The sequence below is a fragment of the Yoonia sp. genome (assembly GCF_046292185.1).
Classification (GTDB): Bacteria; Pseudomonadota; Alphaproteobacteria; order Rhodobacterales; family Rhodobacteraceae; genus Yoonia.
Window position 1 is genome coordinate 1 of the sequence record NZ_JBKBQY010000006.1, and the last position, 18,742, is coordinate 18,742.

At 60.0% G+C, this 18,742-nt stretch carries 18 protein-coding genes, 1 tRNA gene and 1 riboswitch; of the genes, 11 read left to right on the forward strand and 8 right to left on the reverse strand.

The window, feature by feature from the left end; all coding sequences use genetic code 11:
• Positions 1 to 59: 59 nt before the first annotated feature.
• The gene (locus ACK4TM_RS02165; protein ID WP_409696025.1) at positions 60 to 950 is read left to right on the forward strand and encodes a DMT family transporter; all 891 of its coding nucleotides are present in this window, start codon (positions 60 to 62) and stop codon (positions 948 to 950) included.
• Here ACK4TM_RS02165 and aroC read toward each other — a convergent pair.
• On the reverse strand, positions 914 to 2,020 hold the full coding sequence (gene aroC / locus ACK4TM_RS02170; RefSeq protein ID WP_409696028.1) for a chorismate synthase: 1,107 nt from the start codon (positions 2,018 to 2,020) through the stop codon (positions 914 to 916). The genes ACK4TM_RS02165 and aroC overlap by 37 nt on opposite strands.
• Positions 2,021 to 2,111: 91 nt before the next feature.
• Positions 2,112 to 2,211: riboswitch (TPP riboswitch) on the forward strand.
• A 37-nt stretch (positions 2,212 to 2,248) separates the two neighbouring features.
• Here aroC and thiB point away from each other — a divergent pair.
• The 3 genes from thiB to ACK4TM_RS02185 are packed head-to-tail and all read left to right on the forward strand — an operon-like array spanning position 2,249 to position 5,422.
• Positions 2,249 to 3,238, forward strand: a complete 990-nt coding sequence (gene thiB, locus ACK4TM_RS02175) for a thiamine ABC transporter substrate binding subunit (RefSeq protein WP_409696032.1) — start codon at positions 2,249 to 2,251, stop codon at positions 3,236 to 3,238.
• Positions 3,214 to 4,743: a thiamine/thiamine pyrophosphate ABC transporter permease ThiP gene (locus ACK4TM_RS02180; RefSeq protein WP_409696034.1), complete on the forward strand. Its 1,530-nt coding sequence runs from the start codon at positions 3,214 to 3,216 to the stop codon at positions 4,741 to 4,743. Before thiB ends, ACK4TM_RS02180 begins: the two co-directional genes overlap by 25 nt.
• Entirely contained in the window at positions 4,730 to 5,422 is a 693-nt protein-coding gene (locus tag ACK4TM_RS02185) for an ATP-binding cassette domain-containing protein (protein ID WP_409696037.1), read from the forward strand. The genes ACK4TM_RS02180 and ACK4TM_RS02185 overlap by 14 nt, the downstream gene beginning before the upstream one ends.
• Before the next feature lie 53 nt (positions 5,423 to 5,475).
• On the opposite strand, the gene ACK4TM_RS02190 is transcribed toward ACK4TM_RS02185, so the two are convergent.
• The 3 genes from ACK4TM_RS02190 to petA are packed head-to-tail and all read right to left on the reverse strand — an operon-like array spanning position 5,476 to position 8,267.
• A complete protein-coding gene (locus ACK4TM_RS02190; protein ID WP_409696040.1) occupies positions 5,476 to 6,342 on the reverse strand; it encodes a cytochrome c1 in 867 nt (288 codons plus the stop codon).
• A gap of 8 nt (positions 6,343 to 6,350) precedes the next feature.
• Complete coding sequence (locus ACK4TM_RS02195; protein WP_409696043.1) at positions 6,351 to 7,694, reverse strand: cytochrome b; 1,344 nt, start codon at positions 7,692 to 7,694, stop codon at positions 6,351 to 6,353.
• Between the two features lie 12 nt (positions 7,695 to 7,706).
• Positions 7,707 to 8,267 (reverse strand): ubiquinol-cytochrome c reductase iron-sulfur subunit, encoded by a 561-nt coding sequence (gene petA, locus ACK4TM_RS02200; RefSeq protein ID WP_409696046.1) that lies wholly within the window; start codon positions 8,265 to 8,267, stop codon positions 7,707 to 7,709.
• Between the two features lie 384 nt (positions 8,268 to 8,651).
• Between petA and ACK4TM_RS02205 the strand changes: the two genes are divergently transcribed.
• Complete coding sequence (locus ACK4TM_RS02205; RefSeq protein ID WP_409696049.1) at positions 8,652 to 9,302, forward strand: outer membrane protein; 651 nt, start codon at positions 8,652 to 8,654, stop codon at positions 9,300 to 9,302.
• A gap of 3 nt (positions 9,303 to 9,305) precedes the next feature.
• Here the strand turns inward: ACK4TM_RS02205 and ACK4TM_RS02210 are convergent, their stop codons facing one another.
• The 4 genes from ACK4TM_RS02210 to dapF form a co-directional block, all read right to left on the reverse strand.
• Positions 9,306 to 9,905 carry a glutathione S-transferase gene (locus ACK4TM_RS02210; protein WP_409696052.1) on the reverse strand — a complete coding sequence of 200 codons (600 nt, stop codon included), beginning with the start codon at positions 9,903 to 9,905 and terminating at the stop codon, positions 9,306 to 9,308.
• A 19-nt stretch (positions 9,906 to 9,924) separates the two neighbouring features.
• The gene (locus ACK4TM_RS02215) at positions 9,925 to 10,557 is read right to left on the reverse strand and encodes a glutathione S-transferase (RefSeq protein WP_409696055.1); all 633 of its coding nucleotides are present in this window, start codon (positions 10,555 to 10,557) and stop codon (positions 9,925 to 9,927) included.
• Positions 10,558 to 10,644: 87 nt separating this feature from the next.
• Positions 10,645 to 11,904 carry a tRNA (N(6)-L-threonylcarbamoyladenosine(37)-C(2))-methylthiotransferase MtaB gene (gene mtaB, locus ACK4TM_RS02220; protein ID WP_409696058.1) on the reverse strand — a complete coding sequence of 420 codons (1,260 nt, stop codon included), beginning with the start codon at positions 11,902 to 11,904 and terminating at the stop codon, positions 10,645 to 10,647.
• Complete coding sequence (gene dapF, locus ACK4TM_RS02225) at positions 11,904 to 12,719, reverse strand: diaminopimelate epimerase (RefSeq protein WP_409696061.1); 816 nt, start codon at positions 12,717 to 12,719, stop codon at positions 11,904 to 11,906. Before dapF ends, mtaB begins: the two co-directional genes overlap by 1 nt.
• Before the next feature lie 94 nt (positions 12,720 to 12,813).
• On the opposite strand from dapF, the gene ACK4TM_RS02230 reads away from it, so the two are divergent.
• From ACK4TM_RS02230 to ACK4TM_RS02255, 6 genes are all read left to right on the forward strand, one after another.
• A tRNA-Lys gene (locus ACK4TM_RS02230) sits at positions 12,814 to 12,889 on the forward strand.
• A 355-nt stretch (positions 12,890 to 13,244) separates the two neighbouring features.
• Positions 13,245 to 14,336, forward strand: a complete 1,092-nt coding sequence (locus ACK4TM_RS02235) for a TRAP transporter substrate-binding protein (protein WP_409696064.1) — start codon at positions 13,245 to 13,247, stop codon at positions 14,334 to 14,336.
• An 84-nt stretch (positions 14,337 to 14,420) separates the two neighbouring features.
• Entirely contained in the window at positions 14,421 to 15,020 is a 600-nt protein-coding gene (locus tag ACK4TM_RS02240; protein WP_409696067.1) for a TRAP transporter small permease subunit, read from the forward strand.
• Positions 15,021 to 15,109: 89 nt separating this feature from the next.
• The gene (locus ACK4TM_RS02245; protein WP_409696069.1) at positions 15,110 to 16,468 is read left to right on the forward strand and encodes a TRAP transporter large permease subunit; all 1,359 of its coding nucleotides are present in this window, start codon (positions 15,110 to 15,112) and stop codon (positions 16,466 to 16,468) included.
• 27 nt (positions 16,469 to 16,495) lie between these two features.
• A complete protein-coding gene (locus tag ACK4TM_RS02250) occupies positions 16,496 to 18,112 on the forward strand; it encodes a GMC family oxidoreductase (protein WP_409696072.1) in 1,617 nt (538 codons plus the stop codon).
• 419 nt (positions 18,113 to 18,531) lie between these two features.
• The gene (locus ACK4TM_RS02255; protein WP_409696075.1) at positions 18,532 to 18,738 is read left to right on the forward strand and encodes a hypothetical protein; all 207 of its coding nucleotides are present in this window, start codon (positions 18,532 to 18,534) and stop codon (positions 18,736 to 18,738) included.
• Positions 18,739 to 18,742: the final 4 nt, after the last annotated feature.

The window sequence follows — 18,742 nt, forward strand, 5'->3', positions numbered from 1 at the left end:
GGATGCAAAATCGCGAAAGGGTCGCCCTGAACAGGCGGCCCTTTTGTTGTTGAGGTGACATGGATATCAAAGCAATCGTCATGGGCCTTGCCTTTGCGTTCATGTGGTCATCCGCCTTTACCTCTGCCCGCGTGATTGTGGAATATGCGCCGCCTTTGTCGGCGCTTGCGTTGCGATTCCTGATCTCTGGCCTGATCGGGGTGGGGATCGCGTGGCTTCTTGGCCAATCAGCACGGCTGTCGCGGCGGCAATGGACCGGCGTCGTGATCTTTGGTCTGTGCCAGAACGCGCTGTATCTGGGCCTGAATTTCGTGGCTATGCAGACGATCCCCGCGTCATTGGCGGCGATCATCGCCTCGACCATGCCGCTTTTGGTGGCGCTGGTGGGCTGGGTTATTTTCGGAACAAAGGTACGCCCCATGGGTATCGCGGGTCTGACGGCGGGCGTTGTCGGGGTCGTACTGATCATGGGCGCGCGGATCAGCGGCGGTGTTGATCTGTTCGGGCTGATCCTTTGCATGATCGGTGTCATCTCGCTGACCATCGCCACGCTTGCCGTGATGGGCGCATCATCGGGCGGTAATGTCCTGATGATCGTCGGTTTGCAGATGCTGGTCGGCGCTGCCCTGCTGGCGGTTCCCGCCTTGGCGCTGGAAACCTTTGTCGTCACATGGAATTGGCAGTTGATCGTGGCTTTTGCCTATACCGTGCTGGTGCCGGGGCTTGCCGCGACCTTGGTCTGGTTCCTGCTGGTCGGCCGGATCGGCGCGGTCAAGGCATCAACCTTCCACTTTCTGAACCCGTTTCTGGGTGTGGCTGTCGCCGCGATCCTGCTGGGCGAAAGCATCGGCCCGCTCGACGTGCTGGGCGTCGTGATCATTGCGCTGGGCATTCTGGCGGTGCAGCTATCCCGTCAGCCGCCGATCACACCGCGCGTCCCGCCCGTCTGACCGCGATCCAACAGCAAGTGATCAAGGATCACGCAGGCCATCATCGCCTCGCCCACAGGCACGGCGCGGATGCCGACGCAGGGGTCATGGCGGCCTTTGGTCACCACCTCGGTCGGGCTGCCGTCCATCATGATCGACTTGCGCGGTGACAGGATGGATGATGTCGGTTTCACTGCGAACCGCACGACAATATCCTGCCCCGTGCTGATCCCGCCAAGGATACCGCCCGCATGGTTGGAAGAATATTCCGGCCCGTCAGGCCCCATGAAAATCTCATCCGCGTTGTCGCGGCCTGTCAGGATGGCGGCACCCATGCCTTCACCGATCTCCACACCTTTGACGGCGTTGATCGACATCATCGCCGCCGCCAGATCAGTATCCAGCTTGGCATAAACCGGCGCGCCGATGCCTGCAGGCACACCGCGCGCGACAACTTCGATGATTGCGCCGACCGAATTGTGATCATCCTTGCGCAGCCACGTCAGATATTCGTTCCATTCTGCCGCCGCCTGCGCATCGGGGCAAAAGAAATCGTTCTGGTCGATCTGATCCCAATCCATCCGCGCGCGATCAATCTGTTTCGCCCCCATCTGCGTCATATAGCCTTTGATCTGCACGCCGGGGGCAATTGCCCTGATCGCCTCGCGCGCGACGCCACCAGCGGCGACACGGCACGCCGTTTCGCGGGCCGATGACCGCCCACCGCCACGCGGATCGCGCAACCCGTATTTCTGGTGATAGGTGATATCGGCATGACCGGGCCGGAACGTGTTGATGATATCGCCGTAATCCTTGGACCGCTGGTCCGTATTCTGGATCATCAACTGGATCGGCGTCCCCGTCGTGCGCCCTTCATAAACGCCGGACATGATTTGCACCGCGTCAGGTTCATTGCGCTGGGTGGTGTTCTTGTTCAACCCGGGGCGGCGTTTGTCCAGCCATTGTTGGATCATCGCAGGCTCCAGCGGCACACCTGGTGGGCAGCCATCGACGGTCGCGCCCAAAGCTGGCCCATGGCTTTCGCCCCAGGTGGTGAAGCGGAACAAATGACCGAAACTGTTGATTGACATGGCAGACCCCCGTTTGTTCATCGGTCTATCGGCCAGCGCAATCAGGCTCAAGAGGTTTCCCTTGCGCCTCTCTGCGATCCACCCTAGCGTCTGCCCCACCTCGGGGGGCCTTTACTGGCTGAGATGCGTGACGCAGACCCGTTGAACCTGAACCGGTTAGGACCGGCGGAGGGAAGGTATGGCAATCCCGCTATTCCCCCAATCCGCCCGTCGCATTTGGAGGATAGAATGCAAAATTCCATTTATCTGCCAGCTGTTGCGGGATTTGCCCTTTGTGCCTCTGGCGCAACGGCGCAGACCCCCGTGCTGCAAGTCATGACTTACGACAGTTTCGTCAGCGAATGGGGCCCAGGCCCCGCGATCAAGACAGCGTTCGAGGAAACCTGTGGCTGCGAATTGCAATTCATTGGCACGGGTGACGGTGCTGCCCTGCTCGCGCGCCTGCAATTGGAAGGGCCACGGACAGAGGCCGATATTGTGCTGGGCCTTGATACCAACCTAATCGCTGCCGCCCGCGAAACGGGTCTGTTCGCGCCGCATGGGGTGGAGGCGGATCTTGATCTGCCGATCGCATGGGACGATCCTGATTTCCTGCCGTTCGACTGGAGCTATTTCGCCTTTGTCGGCAATGCGGGGGAAGAGGCGCCCGCGTCCCTGCGCGCATTGGCAGACAGCGATATCCAGATCGTCATTCAGGACCCCCGGTCATCCACCCCCGGCCTTGGCCTGCTGATGTGGGTCAAGACCGCCTATCCTGACACCGCCGCTGACATCTGGGCTGATCTCGCCGATAACATCGTCACGGTCACCCCCGGCTGGTCCGAGGCATATGGGCTGTTTCTGGAAGGCGAAGCTGACGCCGTCCTGTCCTATACCACATCGCCCGCCTATCACGTGATTGCCGAAGACGATGACACCAAGGTCGCGTGGCCCTTTGACGAAGGACACTACATGCAGGTCGAGGTCGCGGCCAAAGTCGCCTCTACCGACCAGCCGGAACTGGCGGATCAGTTTCTGGCATTCATGGTGTCCGATGTGTTCCAGTCCATCATCCCTGAAACCAACTGGATGTATCCCGCTGTCCTGCCAATGGATGGTCTGCCCGCTGGGTTTGAAGGCTTGATCACCCCCGACACCGCCCTGCTGCTGTCGCCCGAGGATGCGGCGGCTGTCCGTGACGAAGCCTTGGACGAATGGCGCAACGCGCTGTCGCAATAGCGCCACGCTGGCCCGGTGCCCTTGCTGCGGCGCTGGTGCTAATGCTGACCATCGGCACGCTGGCCGCTGTCGGTTGGCGTGCCGAATGGCAGCGTGGGTTGTCGCCTGCTGATTGGGTGGTGATCCGCTTTACCCTGCATCAGGCGTTGGTCTCCGCCACGCTCAGCGTGTTGCTGGCGATCCCGGTCGCGCGCGCCCTTGCGCGGCGGCAATTCGCGGGGCGCAAACTACTGATCACCCTGCTGGGCGCGCCGTTTCTGCTGCCCACAATCGTGGCAGTGATCGGGTTGATCGCTGTCTTTGGGCGCAATGGTGTCGTGAATACCAGCCTGACATGGCTGGGTTTGCCGACAGTCACGATCTATGGCTTTCACGGCGTCGTGCTGGCGCATGTGTTCTTCAACCTACCCTTGGCGATAAGGCTGATCCTGCAAGGCTGGCTCGCGATCCCGGCAGAAAGGTTCCGCCTTGCTGCATCGCTGAACATGCCGGTGGGCAGGCTGCTGGAATGGCCGATGCTGCGCAGTGTCGTGCCGGGGGCGTTTCTGGTGATCTTCCTGATCTGCCTGACCAGTTTCGCCGTGGCACTGACCTTGGGCGGCGGGCCGCGTGCCACCACAGTAGAGCTCGCGATCTATCAGGCGCTGCGGTTTGATTTCGATCTTGGGCGCGCGGCGATGCTGGCGGCGATCCAGTTCGGCCTATGCGCCGTGGCGGCGGCATTGGTCTGGCGGGTGACATCGGTAGACGCGCTGGGCGCAGGGCTAGGCCGCGTCGTGCAACGCTGGGACCTGCGCTGGCCGTTGCTGGACTATCTGATGATCGCGCTGGTCGCTGTCTTTTTGTTAATGCCTTTGGCGATGGTCGTCTGGCGCGGCGTGCCGGGGCTGGCGCTGATGCCGCCCTCGATCTGGGACGCGGCGGGACGTTCCGTTATCGTGGCCGCCTGTTCAGCCTTGCTCTGCGTGGTCATGGCGCTGGGCCTTGCTCTGCGTGGTGGGTCCTTGATCGCCGTGGTCGGTGTGCTGCCTTTGGCGGCATCCGGTCTGGTCGTCGGCACCGGGGCATTCTTGCTGGTCTATCAGTTTATCAACCCGGCGCGGCTGGCACTGCCGATCACGATATTGGTCAATGCGACCTTGGCCCTGCCCTTTGCCCTGCGCGCCATCACCCCGTCGGTCGATGCGATCCGACGTGATTTCGGGCGTCTGGGGGCAAGTCTTGGGCTGACCGGCTGGGCCTTTGTGCGGATCGTCGTGTTGCCGCGCATCCGGCGGCCCTTGGGGTTTGGCGCGGGGCTGGCGGCGGCTTTGTCGATGGGCGATCTGGGGGTCATCACCTTGTTTGCGGGCGAGGCAGAGCAAACCTTGCCGCTGGCCATGTTCCGGCTGATGGGCGCGTTCCGGATGGATGCTGCGGCAGGTGCCGCGCTGTTGCTGCTGGCGCTGAGCCTTGCGGCCTTCTGGCTGTGTGACCAGGGGGGGCGCGGCGATGCTGATCTGTGACAAACTGGTGCTGCGGCAAGGTGACTTTACCCTGACGGCGGATGTGACCTTCCCCGCGGGGAAAGTGACTGCCTTGATCGGCCCGTCCGGTGCGGGCAAATCGACCCTGCTGGCGGCGATCACCGGGTTTCTGACGCCTGACTCTGGCCGGGTGCTGTGGCAGGGGGATGACCTGACCGGGTTGGCACCCGGCGCGCGGCCGGTTTCTACGATCTTTCAGGACAACAATCTGTTTCCGCATCTGACTGTCACCCAGAATGTCGGGCTTGGGCTACGTCCCGCGCTGCGGCTGTCCGATGGCGAACGCGGGCAGGTTCATGGCGCGTTGGAGGCTGTCGGTCTAACGGGCCTGGGCAACCGCAAACCGGGCGCGCTGTCGGGCGGGCAGCAAAGCCGTGCCGCGCTGGCGCGGGTGCTTTTGGCGCAGCGACCTGTGGTGCTGCTCGACGAACCATTCGCGGCGCTTGGGCCGGGGCTGAAGGATGATATGCTTGATCTGGTGCGGGAAACGCTGGGCGCTGTGGGGCGCACGCTGCTGATGGTGACGCATGACCCGGATGACGCCAAACGCATCGCAGATCAGGCTGTTTTCGTCGCTGATGGCAACGTGACGGCACCTGTTCCGGCACAGGCCTTTTTCAGCGATCCCTCACCTGCTCTGGCGGATTACCTTGGCTGAAGACAAAGGGCCCGCCGTGATGGCGGGCCTTGCGTGTCAGGCGATGCCGCCCGTCACTTTTTCTTGTTTTTGTAAGGGGCCCAAAGCCGCTTGTTGGTCAGATAGAGCAGAACCGACAGCAATGTCAGGAACACGACGCCGGTCAGACCGGCCTGTTGGCGGGCCATCATCTTGGGTTCCGCTGTCCACATCAGGAAGGCGGCGATATCCATGGCGACAGCGTCGAGCTCGGTCGAAGCACCATCGGCATAATCAACGTCATCACCATAAAGCGGCGGCGCCATGTTGATCCAACTGCCGGGGACCATGTGGTGACCGTGGTCGTCGATGCAGGTTTCGGGGAAACCGCCGGCGGCAAAGGCCACGTTGTAATAGCCGTCCATCGGTTCGCCTTCCAGCGCGCATTCAGGCTCTTCATGGTAGCCGGTCATCAGCGATGCGATATATTCTGCACCACCCATGCCCCGGAACAATTGCGCCATGCCCGTGCCGTAGGGGCCTTCAAAACCGGCGCGCGCCTTGGCCATCAGCGTCAGATCCGGCGCATTGGCAAGGTTCGATCCGGGGAATTTGTCGGCAGGCGTAGCGGGGCGGAAATCGCCTTCGCCTTCGAACAGCGCCTGATCGAAGATTTCATAGAATTCGGCATAGGCGAAAACCTGATCTTCGGGCAGTTCGGGTCCGCCGGCATCCCCAAGATTACGGAACGACAGATATTCCAGACCGTGGCAGGCTGCACAAATCTCGGTGTAGACCTGCAGGCCGCGCTGCAACTGCATCTGGTCGAACTGTCCGAACGGACCTTCGAAGGAAAATGCGTAGTCGGTCACTTCGATTTTCGCGCCCGCTGCGATGGCTTGCCCTGATGTCAAGGCAAGCGCTGCAGTGGCGGCGAGTGTGAATTTACGGATCATATTCATCTGCTTCCTCACTCGGCCGGGTTCACGACGGTGGTGGTCCCGCCGGTCTTCGGCGCGTAATGCGCGTTATAGTCTTCTTCGATGGTCGCTGGCGGCGTCAGCGGTTTTTCGATCACACCCAGCAGCGGCAGGATCACAAGGAAATAGCCGAACCAGTAAACCGAGCCGATCAGCGCGATATAGGGATAGATCCCTTCCGCGGGCATTGCCCCTGCCCACATCAGGACAAAGAAATCGATGACCAGCAGCCAGAACCAGTATTTGAACATCGGGCGATAGCGACCGGACCGCACGCTGGACGTGTCCAGCCACGGGGCCAAGGCCATCACCACGATGGCACCGAACATTGCCAGAACCCCAAAGAATTTGGCGTCGACGATCCCGAACGTGATCCACTGGGTCGCAATCACCAGCCAGACATCGCCGTCAAAGGCGCGCAGGATCGCGTAGAACGGCAGGAAATACCATTCCGGCACGATATGCGACGGCGTCGCCAGCGGGTTGGCAGGGATGTAGTTGTCAGGGTGGCCCAGATAATTCGGCATGAAGCCGACGACAGCCATGAACACGACCAGGATCACCGCCAGCGCGAACAGGTCCTTGATTACGAAGTAGGGCCAGAAGGGCAGAGTGTCTTTCTCGGCGTCTTCTTTCGATGTGCGGCGCACCTCAACCCCGGTGGGGTTGTTGTTGCCGGTGGTGTGGAAGGCCCAGATATGCACGATCGTCAGGCCCAGCAGGATGAAGGGCAGCAGATAATGCAGCGAAAAGAAGCGGTTCAACGCGGGCTGGCCCACGGCGGAGGCACCCAGAAGCCAGGTCTGCACGCTTTCGCCGACAAAGGGGATCGCGCCGAACAGGCCGGTGATCACCGCCGTCCCGTGGAACGACATCTGGCCCCAGGGCAGAACGTAGCCCATGAACGCGGTGCCCATCATCAGCAGATACATCAGCATCCCGATGATCCAGGTCACTTCGCGCGGGGCCTTGTAGGACCCATAATAGAGCGACCGGAACATATGCGCATAGACAGCGACAAAGAACAAAGACGCGCCGTTCATGTGGAAATAGCGGATCATATGGCCGCCGTTCACATCACGCGTGATATGTTCAACCGAGGCAAAGGCCATGTCCACATGCGGGACGTAATGCATGACCAGCACGATCCCGGTCACGATCTGTAGGACAAGCGTGAATACCAGCACGATCCCCCAGATCCACATCCAGTTCAGGTTGCGCGGCGTCGGCAGCATCAATGTATCATAAAGCAGGCCGACAATCGGCAGGCGCCGGTGCAGCCACTTTTCGCCGGTGGACTTTGGTTCGTAATGGTCGTGGGGGATACCAGCCATGGATCGCTCTCCTTAACCGAGTTGAATGGTTGTTTCGTCCACGAAGGACGCGACGGGAATATCAAGATTGCGTGGCGCGGGGCCACGGCGGATGCGCCCGGAGGTGTCGTAATGCGATCCGTGGCAAGGGCAGAACCAGCCGTTGAAATCACCTGACTGGCCAAGCGGCACGCAGCCAAGGTGGGTGCAGATCCCCATCTGGACCAGCCAGACGCCATCCTCGGACAGGGCGCGGTTTGCGTCGCTGGCATCGGCATCGTCAGGCAGGTTGGCGTTTTGTGACAGACGGTCAGGAAGATCAGCCAGATTAACGGCATTTGCCGCTTCGATTTCAGCTTCGGTGCGGGCACGGATGAAAACCGGCTTGCCCTGCCACAGGACCGTCAATTGCGTGCCGGGGTTGACAGCGCTGACATCGACGCGGATCGAGGCAAGCGCCAGAACATCCGCGGATGGGTTCATTTGATTGACGAGTGGCCAGACCGCTGCACCTGTCACGACAACGCCGGCAGCGGCGGTGGCATAGTAAAGGAAGTCGCGGCGTGTTCCCTGATGTTCTTCTACTTGTGACACTGGGTGCATCTCCGATTCGTTATCAGGCTTGTCGCCCACATAAAGTTTAGACCGATGTCGCGATCCGTCCAATCTGCCGCTGTTTAGCCCCCTAAACCCCAGCCGTCCAGCGGACAATCGGGCGCAGGGCCAGCCACAGGGCCTGTGGGCGCAAACATTGTGATCAATGGTGCCGTTATGACATGCTTTGGCGGGTAAGTGGTCCGCCAGCACGGTTGATATGCCAAAGTATGGTTTGTATTCACTGATTTGTGGTAAACAAACCGTACGTTGTGTCTTCATGGGCACATTGATTATAGGTACCCGGGCATCACTTAATGTTTTGTTGTTACTTTTGGTGTCATTCTTTACCCGACGAAGTCAAGTTTTAGGGGATAACCAATAATGCTGCGTGCTTTTGCACTTTTCTGTTGGCTGATGGTCGCGCCAGGCGTTGCTTTTGCGCAGGTAGAGCTCAGCTTTTACGGTGGCGCGCAATCCGCGCCGGCGTCGGATATATCGATTCGCGATGATGAAATCGGCGACATGGATTTCCGGCAGGCATGGGAAGGCCGTTCCGCCAGCGCGCCGATCTATTACGGGATCCGCGCGACACGCTGGCAGTCACCCACTTTCGGATACGGGCTCGATTTTGCGCATAACAAGGTTTATCCCAAGAATGACGAGATGCCTGAGGGATTTGATGTTCTGGAATTCACCGACGGCCTGAACACCCTGACTGTAAACGCCTACCGCCGCTGGCCGAATTTGCTGGGCGATGTGTCGCCCTATGTGGGTGCCGGTCTGGGTGTGTCGATCCCGCATGTCGAAGTGACGCATGCTGATGCTGATGACGAAACCTTTGGCTATCAGCTGACCGGGCCTGCCGCGACATGGATCGCTGGCGCATCTTACCCGATCGGCGATCAATGGGCTGTTTTCGGCGAATATAAGGGGACGTTTTCGTCCAACACCGCCGAGCTTGATTCCGGCGGCAAGCTGCGCAGCGACATTTTTACCAATGCGGTCAATGTCGGGGTCAGCTTCAACTTCTGACCCTCAGACCTCGGTGTCTTTCATGCTGTCGCGCGTCATGAAACGGCTGTGCCATTCCGCCAATGTGTCATTCCCGTTGCGCCAGCCGCGTGAGTCATGGCGCAAATCGACATAGCATAATGCGCAGGCGACAGCGATCTGGCCCATATCCAAGGGTCCGTTCAGATGGCTCATCCAGCGGGAATCGATGGCCGCGATGCAGCGGCTGGCCTTGCCCCATTGGGCCTCGACCCAGTCGGATGATTGCATCGCCTCGGACCGGAAACGCGCTTCATATGTCATCGCCACGGTCGCATCCATGATCGCATCCGCCGTGGCTTCCAGCGTCAGCACATCCCAGATCCGCGCCTGCGGATAAAGCTTTCCGCCCACATGATCGTTCAGAAACCGCGTGATCACCCGGCTGTCATAGATCGCGGGGCCGGATGCGCGCACCAGCGCCGGGATCTTGCCGGTCGGGTTCGCCGCAACGACAGTGGGATCGGATGCCAGCGGCGTGGTGGTGACAGCCACCTCTTGCACCTGATCCAGCAGATCGAGTTCGCGCAAGGTGACGCGGACCTTGCGCACGAAAGGGGAGGCGGCGGACATCAAAAGCTTCATGGCGGCTTTCCTTTGCAATTCAGGGGAACAAGACCTGATCCTGCCCGCTTTGCCAAGGCGGATATTTCTGCATGACAGCGGCAAAGCGCGCGGAACTGGTGAAATCCCCCAGCCATCGCGCGACACCCTCAAGCCCCTGCGCGTCGAACCACGCCCTGTCGATCTGTGCAAATTGCCGCACGAAAGGCAGGATCGCCATATCCGCCATGCGGCGCAAGGGCCCGAGCAGAAAGGGCGCATGGTTCAGCCGCGCGTCGAGATCGTGCAGAAAATGCATGGCTTTCGCGCGTTCCTCGACCGGGTCCAGATCGGGATAGCGCACGGCATATTTGGTATGGTCCAGCGCGGTTTTGAACGGCCCATCGCAATGGTCGATCAGGTCATGCCCGATGAGTGGCATATCCAGCCAGCCTTCGGGATCGTTCTGCCCCAGCGCCCAAAGCATGATGTCCCGGCTTTCGGCGATCACTTTGCTGCCGGTATCGACGACCGGCACGGTGCCTTTGGGCGAGGTCGCCAGAAAGGCCGCCGGTTTGTCCCGTAACAGGATTTCACGCAGTTCCACCGGCACGCCGCTGGCATGGATCGCGAGCCGCGCGCGCATGGCATAGGGACAGCGGCGGAAGGACCAGAGGATGGGGCGGGTTTGCAAAGTGATTCACTGCCTCCGGCGGGGAATTTTGAACAAAGCGCACAAACCTTCCCTGCGGGGAAGGTGGCGCTGATAGGCCTGACGATATCAGGCGGTCAGATGGTTGTCAGCGGCGCCGGTGATCCGGGCGGTGACGATCCTGCTTTCGGGTTGATCGCTGGCAAAGGTGACTTCGGTGAATTGTTCGGTCCGGCCCATGCGCGGGCTTTCCATCAGGATGTGGTGGGTTTTGCCGATCTGGGCCGCCAGATGCGCGCTGACCTGTGTATCGCCGGCCGCACGCAGACGCGCGGCGCGGTCCTTGATCGCCTTGCCGTTCACGGCGGGCATGCGCGCGGCGGGCGTACCGGCGCGCGCGGAATAGGGAAAGACATGCAGCCAGGTCAGGTCGCATTCGCGCACGAGGGCAAGCGAATTGGCGAACATCGCCTCTGTTTCGGTAGGGAAACCGGCGATGATATCGGCGCCAAAGGTCATGTCGGGCCGTAGCGCGCGCGCCTGTTCACAGAACCGGATCGCATCGTCGCGCAGGTGGCGGCGCTTCATCCGTTTCAGGATCAGGTCGTCGCCATGTTGCAAGGACAGGTGTAGATGCGGCATCAGCCGGGGTTCGGTGGCGATTGCCTGCATCAGGTTGTCATCAACCTCGATCGAATCGATCGAGCTGATCCGCAGGCGGGGCAGATCGGGGATCAGTTTCAGAATCCGCATCACCAGATCACCGAGTTTCGGAGTGCCGGGCAGGTCAGCCCCCCAGCTGGTCAAGTCGACGCCGGTCAGCACCACTTCGGCATAGCCGCGATCCACCAGCCGTTTGATCTGATCCACCACGACACCGGCAGGGACTGACCGCGAATTGCCGCGTCCGAAGGGGATGATGCAGAAGGTGCAGCGATGGTCACAGCCGTTCTGGACCTGCACATAGGCGCGGCTGCGGGTGCCGAAACCGTCGATCAGATGGCCTGCGGTTTCTTTGACTGACATGATGTCATCGACCTGCACGGCCTCTGTCTGGCCGATCAGATCGGGGGCCATGCCAGCCCATGTGGCGGGGTCCATTTTCTCGGTATTGCCGATGACCAGATCAACCTCGGCCATCTTCGCGAATGTGTCGGGTTCGGTCTGGGCGGCGCAGCCGGTGACGATGATCTTTGCATCCGGGTGGTCGCGGCGCAGTTTGCGGATATCCTGCCGGGCTTTGCGCACCGCCTCCGCCGTCACCGCGCAGGTGTTCACGATCACGGCGTTTTGCACACCGGCGCTGGCGGCGAGTTCCTTCATCGCCTCGGTTTCATAGGCGTTCAGGCGGCAGCCGTGATTCGAAAAGATCGGTGCAGAGATATTCATCAAATCCGCCATTGCCCGTCGAAGACATAGGCCGTCGCGCCCGTCATCCAGACCCCGTCGTCGCGCCAGTCGATCTGCAGGTCGCCACCATCCAGGGTGATGGTCACGGCTTTTCCGGTCAGCCCGCGCCGGGCCGCAGCGACAGCCGTGGCGCAAGAGGATGAACCAGAGGCAAGCGTGACCCCGACACCCCTTTCCCAGACCCGCATCCGCAGATGGTCCGGGGCCAGCAGGCTCGCGAACTGCACATTGGTGCGCTGCGGAAACAGCGGGTGCATCTCGGTCGCGGCACCGCGCGCGGCAAGGTCCACGGCATCCGCATCATCGACAAAAAAGGTGCAATGCGGGTTGCCCATCCCGGTTGCCGTGGGTCCGCCATCAATCGGCAGATGCAGCGTATCCATTTGTTCCAAAATAGGAATTTCATCCCATGCCAGTTGCGGTTGCCCCATGTTCACCGATGTCAGCCCGTTTCCGGCATCAACCGCCTGCAAGGTGCCGCGATCCGTGGTGATCGTCAGCTTGTCACGCCCGGTCTGATCCATCACTAGCCGCGCGATGCAGCGCGTCGCATTCCCGCAAGCGGCAGAAGTCGATCCGTCGCTGTTCCAGAAGGTCAGGTGCAGATCGGCCTCGGCGCTGTCGGAGATCACGGCAAGCTGGTCAAAGCCCACGCCCCGGTGCCGGTCGGCCATCGCGCGCGCAAGATCGGCCGTCACGCGGGATGGCCATGCGCGTTCATCGACAATGACAAAGTCATTGCCAAGCCCATGCATCTTGCGAAAGGGCAGAAAAGTATGATCCGGTTGCGTCATAGCGGCCATATAGACAATGCAAAACCACTTATCCAGCGGTGATGCCATTTGGGGGTTGACCGCGCTGCACCAGCTTTCTAAGTAGCGCCTCAGTGGGCCGGTAGCTCAGTTGGTAGAGCAACTGACTTTTAATCAGTAGGTCTCGGGTTCGGATCCCGACCGGCTCACCACTTCCTTTTTTTCATGATGTGACGATCCTTGGCTTTTGGACTCTGAGCGCCGACCTGTCGAAAGGTGATCAGCGAAATCAACCATCGCCATGATCCACGTTCTGCCTATGTCACCCCGTCGCCCGCAGATATATGAACAATCGTATCAAGAGGGACGATGCCGCTCTCAAGCGACCACGCTGCAAACTCGCCATCATAAAACCTGCAAATTCTGATGATAGCGCTATCAAGCAGATAGGGGTCTAGACCGTGCTGAAACTATCGCGCAATGTAGGCAACGGACCGTCGCTCCAGGCATTCAATAAATTCAATAATCGTCTGGAATGCTGTGCCGAAAACAGTGGAGGAGCACTATATGACAATGAAAACAACGCGATACCTCGGTACAACTGCGGCCGTATCGGCGCTGGCAATTTTCGCCATGCCGCAACAGGCCACAGCGCAGGAAAATATTCGCTGGCAGATTCCGATGAGTTTCGCCTCAACGTTGACCGCGCTTGGCGACACAATGCCTTGGGTTGCTGACCAACTACGTCAGATCTCTGGTGGCGCAATCGACCTGCAGATCGCAGAGCCAGGGGCGGTTGTGCCGGCGCTTGCAATTTTTGACAACGTGTCGGAGGGCAGCATCGACGCGGGCTATTCATGGATGGGCTATGAATGGGGCACCGTGCCTGCGGCTGCGCTGTTCGGCGCGACGCCATTTGGGCTGGAATCCAACGAATTCGTGGCGTGGATGTATTTCCACGGCGGCAAGGAATTGCTGGAAGAAACTTTCCATCCTTACGATGTCCACCCGGTCCTTTGTGGCACGATCAGCCCGGAAACCGCTGGCTGGTTCCGCAATGCGATCACCAGCCCGGATGATTTTCAGGGCATGCGTTTCCGCGCAGCCGGCGTCGGCGGTGAAATCATGGCCGAATTCGGTATGTCCGTGACGATCCTGCCTGGTGGCGAACTGTATCAGGCGCTGGAAACTGGCGTTCTTGACGGCACCGAATTTTCCCTGCCGACTGTGGATGAACAGTTGGGCTTCTATCAGGTCGCCGATTACCTTTATCTGCCCGGATGGCATCAGCCGTCGACGAACCAGTATCTTTATGTGAATCTCGGCGTTTGGGAAGGGTTGGAGGATCAGACCCGCGCGATGATCGAAATGGCGTGTATGGCAGGTAATGCCTATGCCATTTCGCGCGCCGAAGCCTTGCAGGGTGCGATCATCACCAGCTTTCAGGAACGCGGCACCAATGTCGAAACTTATAGCGATGACATGATTGCCGGCTTTTATGAGGCGACGAAGGTCGTGATGGAACGTCGTTCCGCCGATGATGAGATGTTCGGCAAGGTCTATGCCTCGATGATGGACTATCAGGCCGAACTGCGCCCCTGGAAAGAGATGGGATATCTGCCGCGCGACTGGCAGACCCGGATCGAAGCCGCGGAGTAATCCTCGTTCAGTACTGACGGACCAGCCCGCGTTGTTCAGAACGCGGGCTGGAATAATTCTGCAGTTTCACTTGGGAGGGTGACGATGGCGAGCGAAAAGCCCGAGATCGTTCTGGATCTGGAAAAGATCGAGGCGGCTGCCTCTGCGGCAGCGTTTGAATATCCGCGCACATGGCTGTCCGACAAGATCGAATGGCTAATTGATCTTATCGGGGGGCTGGTGAACTGGGTCTGGCTGCTGCTGGTGGTGATCATCGTCACCAATGTCACGATGCGCTATATCCTGTCGGTGAACTATGTCTGGGTGGAAGAGGTGCAATGGCACATCTATGCCGTCGGCTTTATGATCGGTATCGGTTACACGCTGCGCCATGATGGCCATGTGCGTGTTGATGTCATCGCCGCGATGTTGAAGCCGCGCACCCGTGCGGTGATTGAATTTATCGGCATCGCGCTTTTCATCCTGCCGCTGGTCTATCTGATGATCAGCTATGCCATCCCCTTTGTCGAAAGGGCATGGGTGCGCAACGAAGTGTCGTCAGCCCCCGGTGGCCTGACCAACCGTTGGGCGATCAAATCTGTCATCATCGTTGCTTTTGCTCTGATCGGATTGGCAGCCACGGCGCGCCTGCTGCGCGTCGGTGCCTTTCTGATGGGAAGACCGGGGTCAACATCCGCGCGGTAAGATGCGCGGGGCGATTTAAGAACAAGAATACTATCGCTGACTGCATCGCCAGTGCCGGTGCTCAGGGTGGAACAACAGGGCGGCTCAATATGCTTGCAGTAAACGAAATTCTGGTCATCGGGATGCTTGTATCCTTCATCGCCCTGCTGTTCACGGGCTTTCCCGTGGCCTGGGTGCTGGCAGGCGTGTCGGTCGCTTTCAGCTATATCGCGATCTTCGGGTCGGATTGGTTCGGCTGGGACACCTATTTCCTTCAGGACAGCCGCATCTTCGGGATATTCATCCAGCGCATCTATGGGCAGATGTCGAACTGGATTCTGGTCGCGCTGCCGATGTTCATTTTCATGGGGCTGATGCTGGAACGATCCGGCGTGACCGAAAAACTGATGAGCAATTTTATCCAGCTTTTTGGCCGTTTCCGCGGTGGGCTGGCGCTTGGTGTCGTGCTGATCGGCATTCTTCTGGCAGCCTCGACAGGGATTGTCGGGGCCTCGGTCGTGTTGCTGGCGATGTTGTCGATGCCGATCATGCTGCAGCAAGGCTATTCCAAAAGCTTTGCAAGCGGGGTTGTCGCCTCGGCCGGGACCCTGGGCATCCTGATCCCACCGTCCATCATGCTGATCATCATGGCCGATCAGATGTCCGTGTCGGTCGGCAACCTGTTCATGGGTGCGCTGATCCCGGGCGTGATGCTGGGGATCTTCTATATCATCTATATTCTGGTGGCCGCCGGCGTGTTCCGCAATCTGGCCCCGGCACCGAAAAACCTGCCGCCCGTGACATGGCGTTTGGTCTTTGACACACTGCTGGCGACCCTGCCGCCGCTTTTGCTGATCTTTGCGGTGCTTGGGTCGATCTTCTTTGGCTTTGCGACCCCGACCGAGGCATCGGGTCTGGGCGCGTTCGGCGCGACCTTGCTGGCCTTGGCAAACGGACGGCTGACCTTTGCCGTGCTGCGTGAGGTGGGGATCAAGACGACACTGACCACTGCCTTTATCTTTGGTATCTTTCTGGGGGCGACGCTGTTTGCCGTGGTCATGCGCCAACTGGGCGGCGATGTGTTCATCAGTCAGGCCCTGCAAGGCCTGCCATTCGGGCCGGGTGGGATTGTCCTGACGATCCTGTTCATCGCCTTTCTTGCCGGTTTCTTTCTGGACTGGCTAGAGATTTCGCTGATCATGCTGCCGCTGGTGGCACCCGTTGTCGTGGCGCTCGGGTTCAACGAAATCTGGTTCATCGTTCTTTTCGCCGTGACCTTGCAGACATCGTTCTTGACGCCGCCTGTCGGGTTTTCGTTGTTCTACCTCAAAGGCGTGGCTCCGCCGGAAGTGACGATCATCGACATCTACAAAGGGATCATCCCCTTTGTGCTGTTGCAAATCCTTGCGGTCCTGTTGGTGTTTTTCCTGCCGCAGCTTGTCCTCTGGCTGCCGTCGCGGATGCTCTGACCGGTGGCGACAGGGGCGGATAACGCAATGGAAGACTTTGATTATATCGTCATTGGCGCAGGCAGTGCGGGCTGTGTCATCGCAAACCGCCTGTCGGCCGATCCGCGCAATCGCGTCCTGCTGCTCGAAGCAGGCGGAACCGACAATTATCACTGGATTCACATTCCGGTCGGGTATCTTTATTGCATCGGCAATCCACGCACCGACTGGATGTATCACACCGAGGTCGAGCCGGGGCTGAACAACCGCGCCCTGATGTATCCCCGCGGCAAGGTGCTGGGCGGATGTTCCTCGATCAACGGCATGATCTATATGCGCGGTCAGGCGCGCGATTATGATATGTGGCGGCAGGCTGGCTGCACCGGCTGGGGATGGGACGATGTTCTGCCCGTCTTTCGTCAGCATGAGGACAGCTATCGCGACGAAAGCGATCTGCACGGCCGGGGCGGCGAATGGCGCGTGGAAAAGCCGCGCCTGCGCTGGGATGTGCTGGATGCATTCATGCAGGCCGCAGAAGAGGCGGGAATCCCGCGCAGCGCCGATTTCAATACAGGCGATAACGAAGGCAGCGGCTATTTCGACGTCAACCAGCGGGCGGGTTTTCGCTGGAACACGCCCAAGGCTTTTCTGCGGCCGGTTGCAAAACGGCCCAATCTGAAGGTGCTGACCAAGGCTCATGTGGTGCGGCTGACGGTCGCCGATGGCCGTGTGACCGGCGTGGTCTGTGACCGCGACGGGCGGCGCGAAACGGTCAAGGCACGCGCCGAGGTGATCCTGAGCGCGGGCGCAATCGGATCTCCGGCGATCCTGCAGCATTCCGGCATCGGACCCGGCCATGTATTGCAGGCCGCAGGCGTTGAAACCGTGGTGGATGTGCCGGGGGTGGGTGAAAACCTGCAGGACCACCTGCAACTGCGGTTAATATACAAGGTGAGCGGCGTGCGCACCCTGAATGAACAGGCCAGTAGCCTGATGGGCAAGGCAGGTATCGCGTTTGAATATCTGATGCGTCGCAGCGGGCCTATGTCCATGGCACCCAGTCAGGTCGGCATCTTCACCCGCTCGCGTCCTGATCTGGAAACCGCCGATCTGCAGTATCACGTGCAACCCGTCTCGCTTGATAAATTTGGTGACCCGGTCCATGCCTTTTCGGCGATCACGGCGAGTGTCTGCAATCTGCGCCCTGATAGTCGTGGTTCGGTGCACATCAAAAGCCCCGATCATGCCGCGGCCCCCGCGATCCGACCCAATTATCTAGCGACGGAAACCGACCGCCAGACGGCGGTGCGCGCGATCAGGCTGACGCGCCGGATTTCGGCACAGCCCGCGTTCGCGAAATATCAGCCGGTGGAATACCGGCCCGGCCCTGATTACGCGACCGAAGAAGAACTGATCCGCGCGGCGGGTGATATCGGCACGACGATATTCCACCCCGTCGGCACCTGCCGGATGGGTAGCGATCCGGCAAGCGTTGTCGACCCGCGCCTGCGGCTGCGGGCGCTGTCCGGGCTGCGCATCGTCGATGCGTCGATCATGCCGACGATCACCTCGGGGAACACGAATTCCCCGACAGTGATGATCGCGGAAAAGGCGGCGGCAATGATCCTTGCCGATGCAATGGCTAGATCTGCGACATCACTCTGACTTTCGGGTGAGCGCGGGTGACGCCGTAGGACATCAAAGTGCCGACGCAACCGGGGATATCCCACAGATCGGATGCGCCTGCGGATAGACCCACCTGAAGTTGTGGGCGACCCCGTCGCCCGCGTTGAATGCTGCTGCACCTCCTGTCGCGAGGCTGCAGATCGGATGCAGCGCCGTGCGGGCGCAGCGCGGATACTGATGGATCATTTTACCACGCCTTTCGTCATGTATCGCAACGATCCTGTGCGTTTCCTTGCGGGCACTGACACGTTAAAAACGTTCACCTTATCCCATGAACATCTCAGCAAGCGCGCACTAGCCACCTGCTGCAATACGCCGGTCTATCTGGCGTTCAGGGGCGGGCACTGGCCGAGCCTTTATGGCGGACTTTGGCGGAAGGGGCGATGCCAGCGCCCACGATGGCCTCGGACCTGCCGGTAGATGCCGTGCTGCCCGACGACATTCCCAACGCCAGGAAGCAAAACCTCGGCTTTTTCGCGAGGCTTTTCGGTGCTTGGGTCGCCATGGGGCGCCTTTTACCAGTCAAATATAAACTGGAATATTTAATTTTATTTCTTGCAGAAAGATTAGGCAGCCCGCTCAATCAGCGATCATTTTCACAGTGAACGC

Excerpts from the sequence above, each read along its gene's own strand:
- ACK4TM_RS02205 (WP_409696049.1), top strand. The coding sequence starts at position 8,652 with ATGCTGCGTGCTTTTGCACTTTTCTGTTGGCTGATGGTCGCGCCAGGC.
- ACK4TM_RS02195 (WP_409696043.1), bottom strand. The coding sequence starts at position 7,694 with ATGGCTGGTATCCCCCACGACCATTACGAACCAAAGTCCACCGGCGAA.
- ACK4TM_RS02245 (WP_409696069.1), top strand. The coding sequence starts at position 15,110 with ATGCTTGCAGTAAACGAAATTCTGGTCATCGGGATGCTTGTATCCTTC.
- ACK4TM_RS02235 (WP_409696064.1), top strand. The coding sequence starts at position 13,245 with ATGACAATGAAAACAACGCGATACCTCGGTACAACTGCGGCCGTATCG.
- ACK4TM_RS02185 (WP_409696037.1), top strand. The coding sequence starts at position 4,730 with ATGCTGATCTGTGACAAACTGGTGCTGCGGCAAGGTGACTTTACCCTG.
- ACK4TM_RS02255 (WP_409696075.1), top strand. The coding sequence starts at position 18,532 with ATGGCCTCGGACCTGCCGGTAGATGCCGTGCTGCCCGACGACATTCCC.
- thiB (WP_409696032.1), top strand. The coding sequence starts at position 2,249 with ATGCAAAATTCCATTTATCTGCCAGCTGTTGCGGGATTTGCCCTTTGT.
- ACK4TM_RS02165 (WP_409696025.1), top strand. The coding sequence starts at position 60 with ATGGATATCAAAGCAATCGTCATGGGCCTTGCCTTTGCGTTCATGTGG.
- aroC (WP_409696028.1), bottom strand. The coding sequence starts at position 2,020 with ATGTCAATCAACAGTTTCGGTCATTTGTTCCGCTTCACCACCTGGGGC.
- ACK4TM_RS02190 (WP_409696040.1), bottom strand. The coding sequence starts at position 6,342 with ATGAATATGATCCGTAAATTCACACTCGCCGCCACTGCAGCGCTTGCC.
- ACK4TM_RS02240 (WP_409696067.1), top strand. The coding sequence starts at position 14,421 with ATGGCGAGCGAAAAGCCCGAGATCGTTCTGGATCTGGAAAAGATCGAG.
- dapF (WP_409696061.1), bottom strand. The coding sequence starts at position 12,719 with ATGACGCAACCGGATCATACTTTTCTGCCCTTTCGCAAGATGCATGGG.
- ACK4TM_RS02250 (WP_409696072.1), top strand. The coding sequence starts at position 16,496 with ATGGAAGACTTTGATTATATCGTCATTGGCGCAGGCAGTGCGGGCTGT.
- ACK4TM_RS02180 (WP_409696034.1), top strand. The coding sequence starts at position 3,214 with ATGGCGCAACGCGCTGTCGCAATAGCGCCACGCTGGCCCGGTGCCCTT.
- mtaB (WP_409696058.1), bottom strand. The coding sequence starts at position 11,904 with ATGAATATCTCTGCACCGATCTTTTCGAATCACGGCTGCCGCCTGAAC.
- ACK4TM_RS02210 (WP_409696052.1), bottom strand. The coding sequence starts at position 9,905 with ATGAAGCTTTTGATGTCCGCCGCCTCCCCTTTCGTGCGCAAGGTCCGC.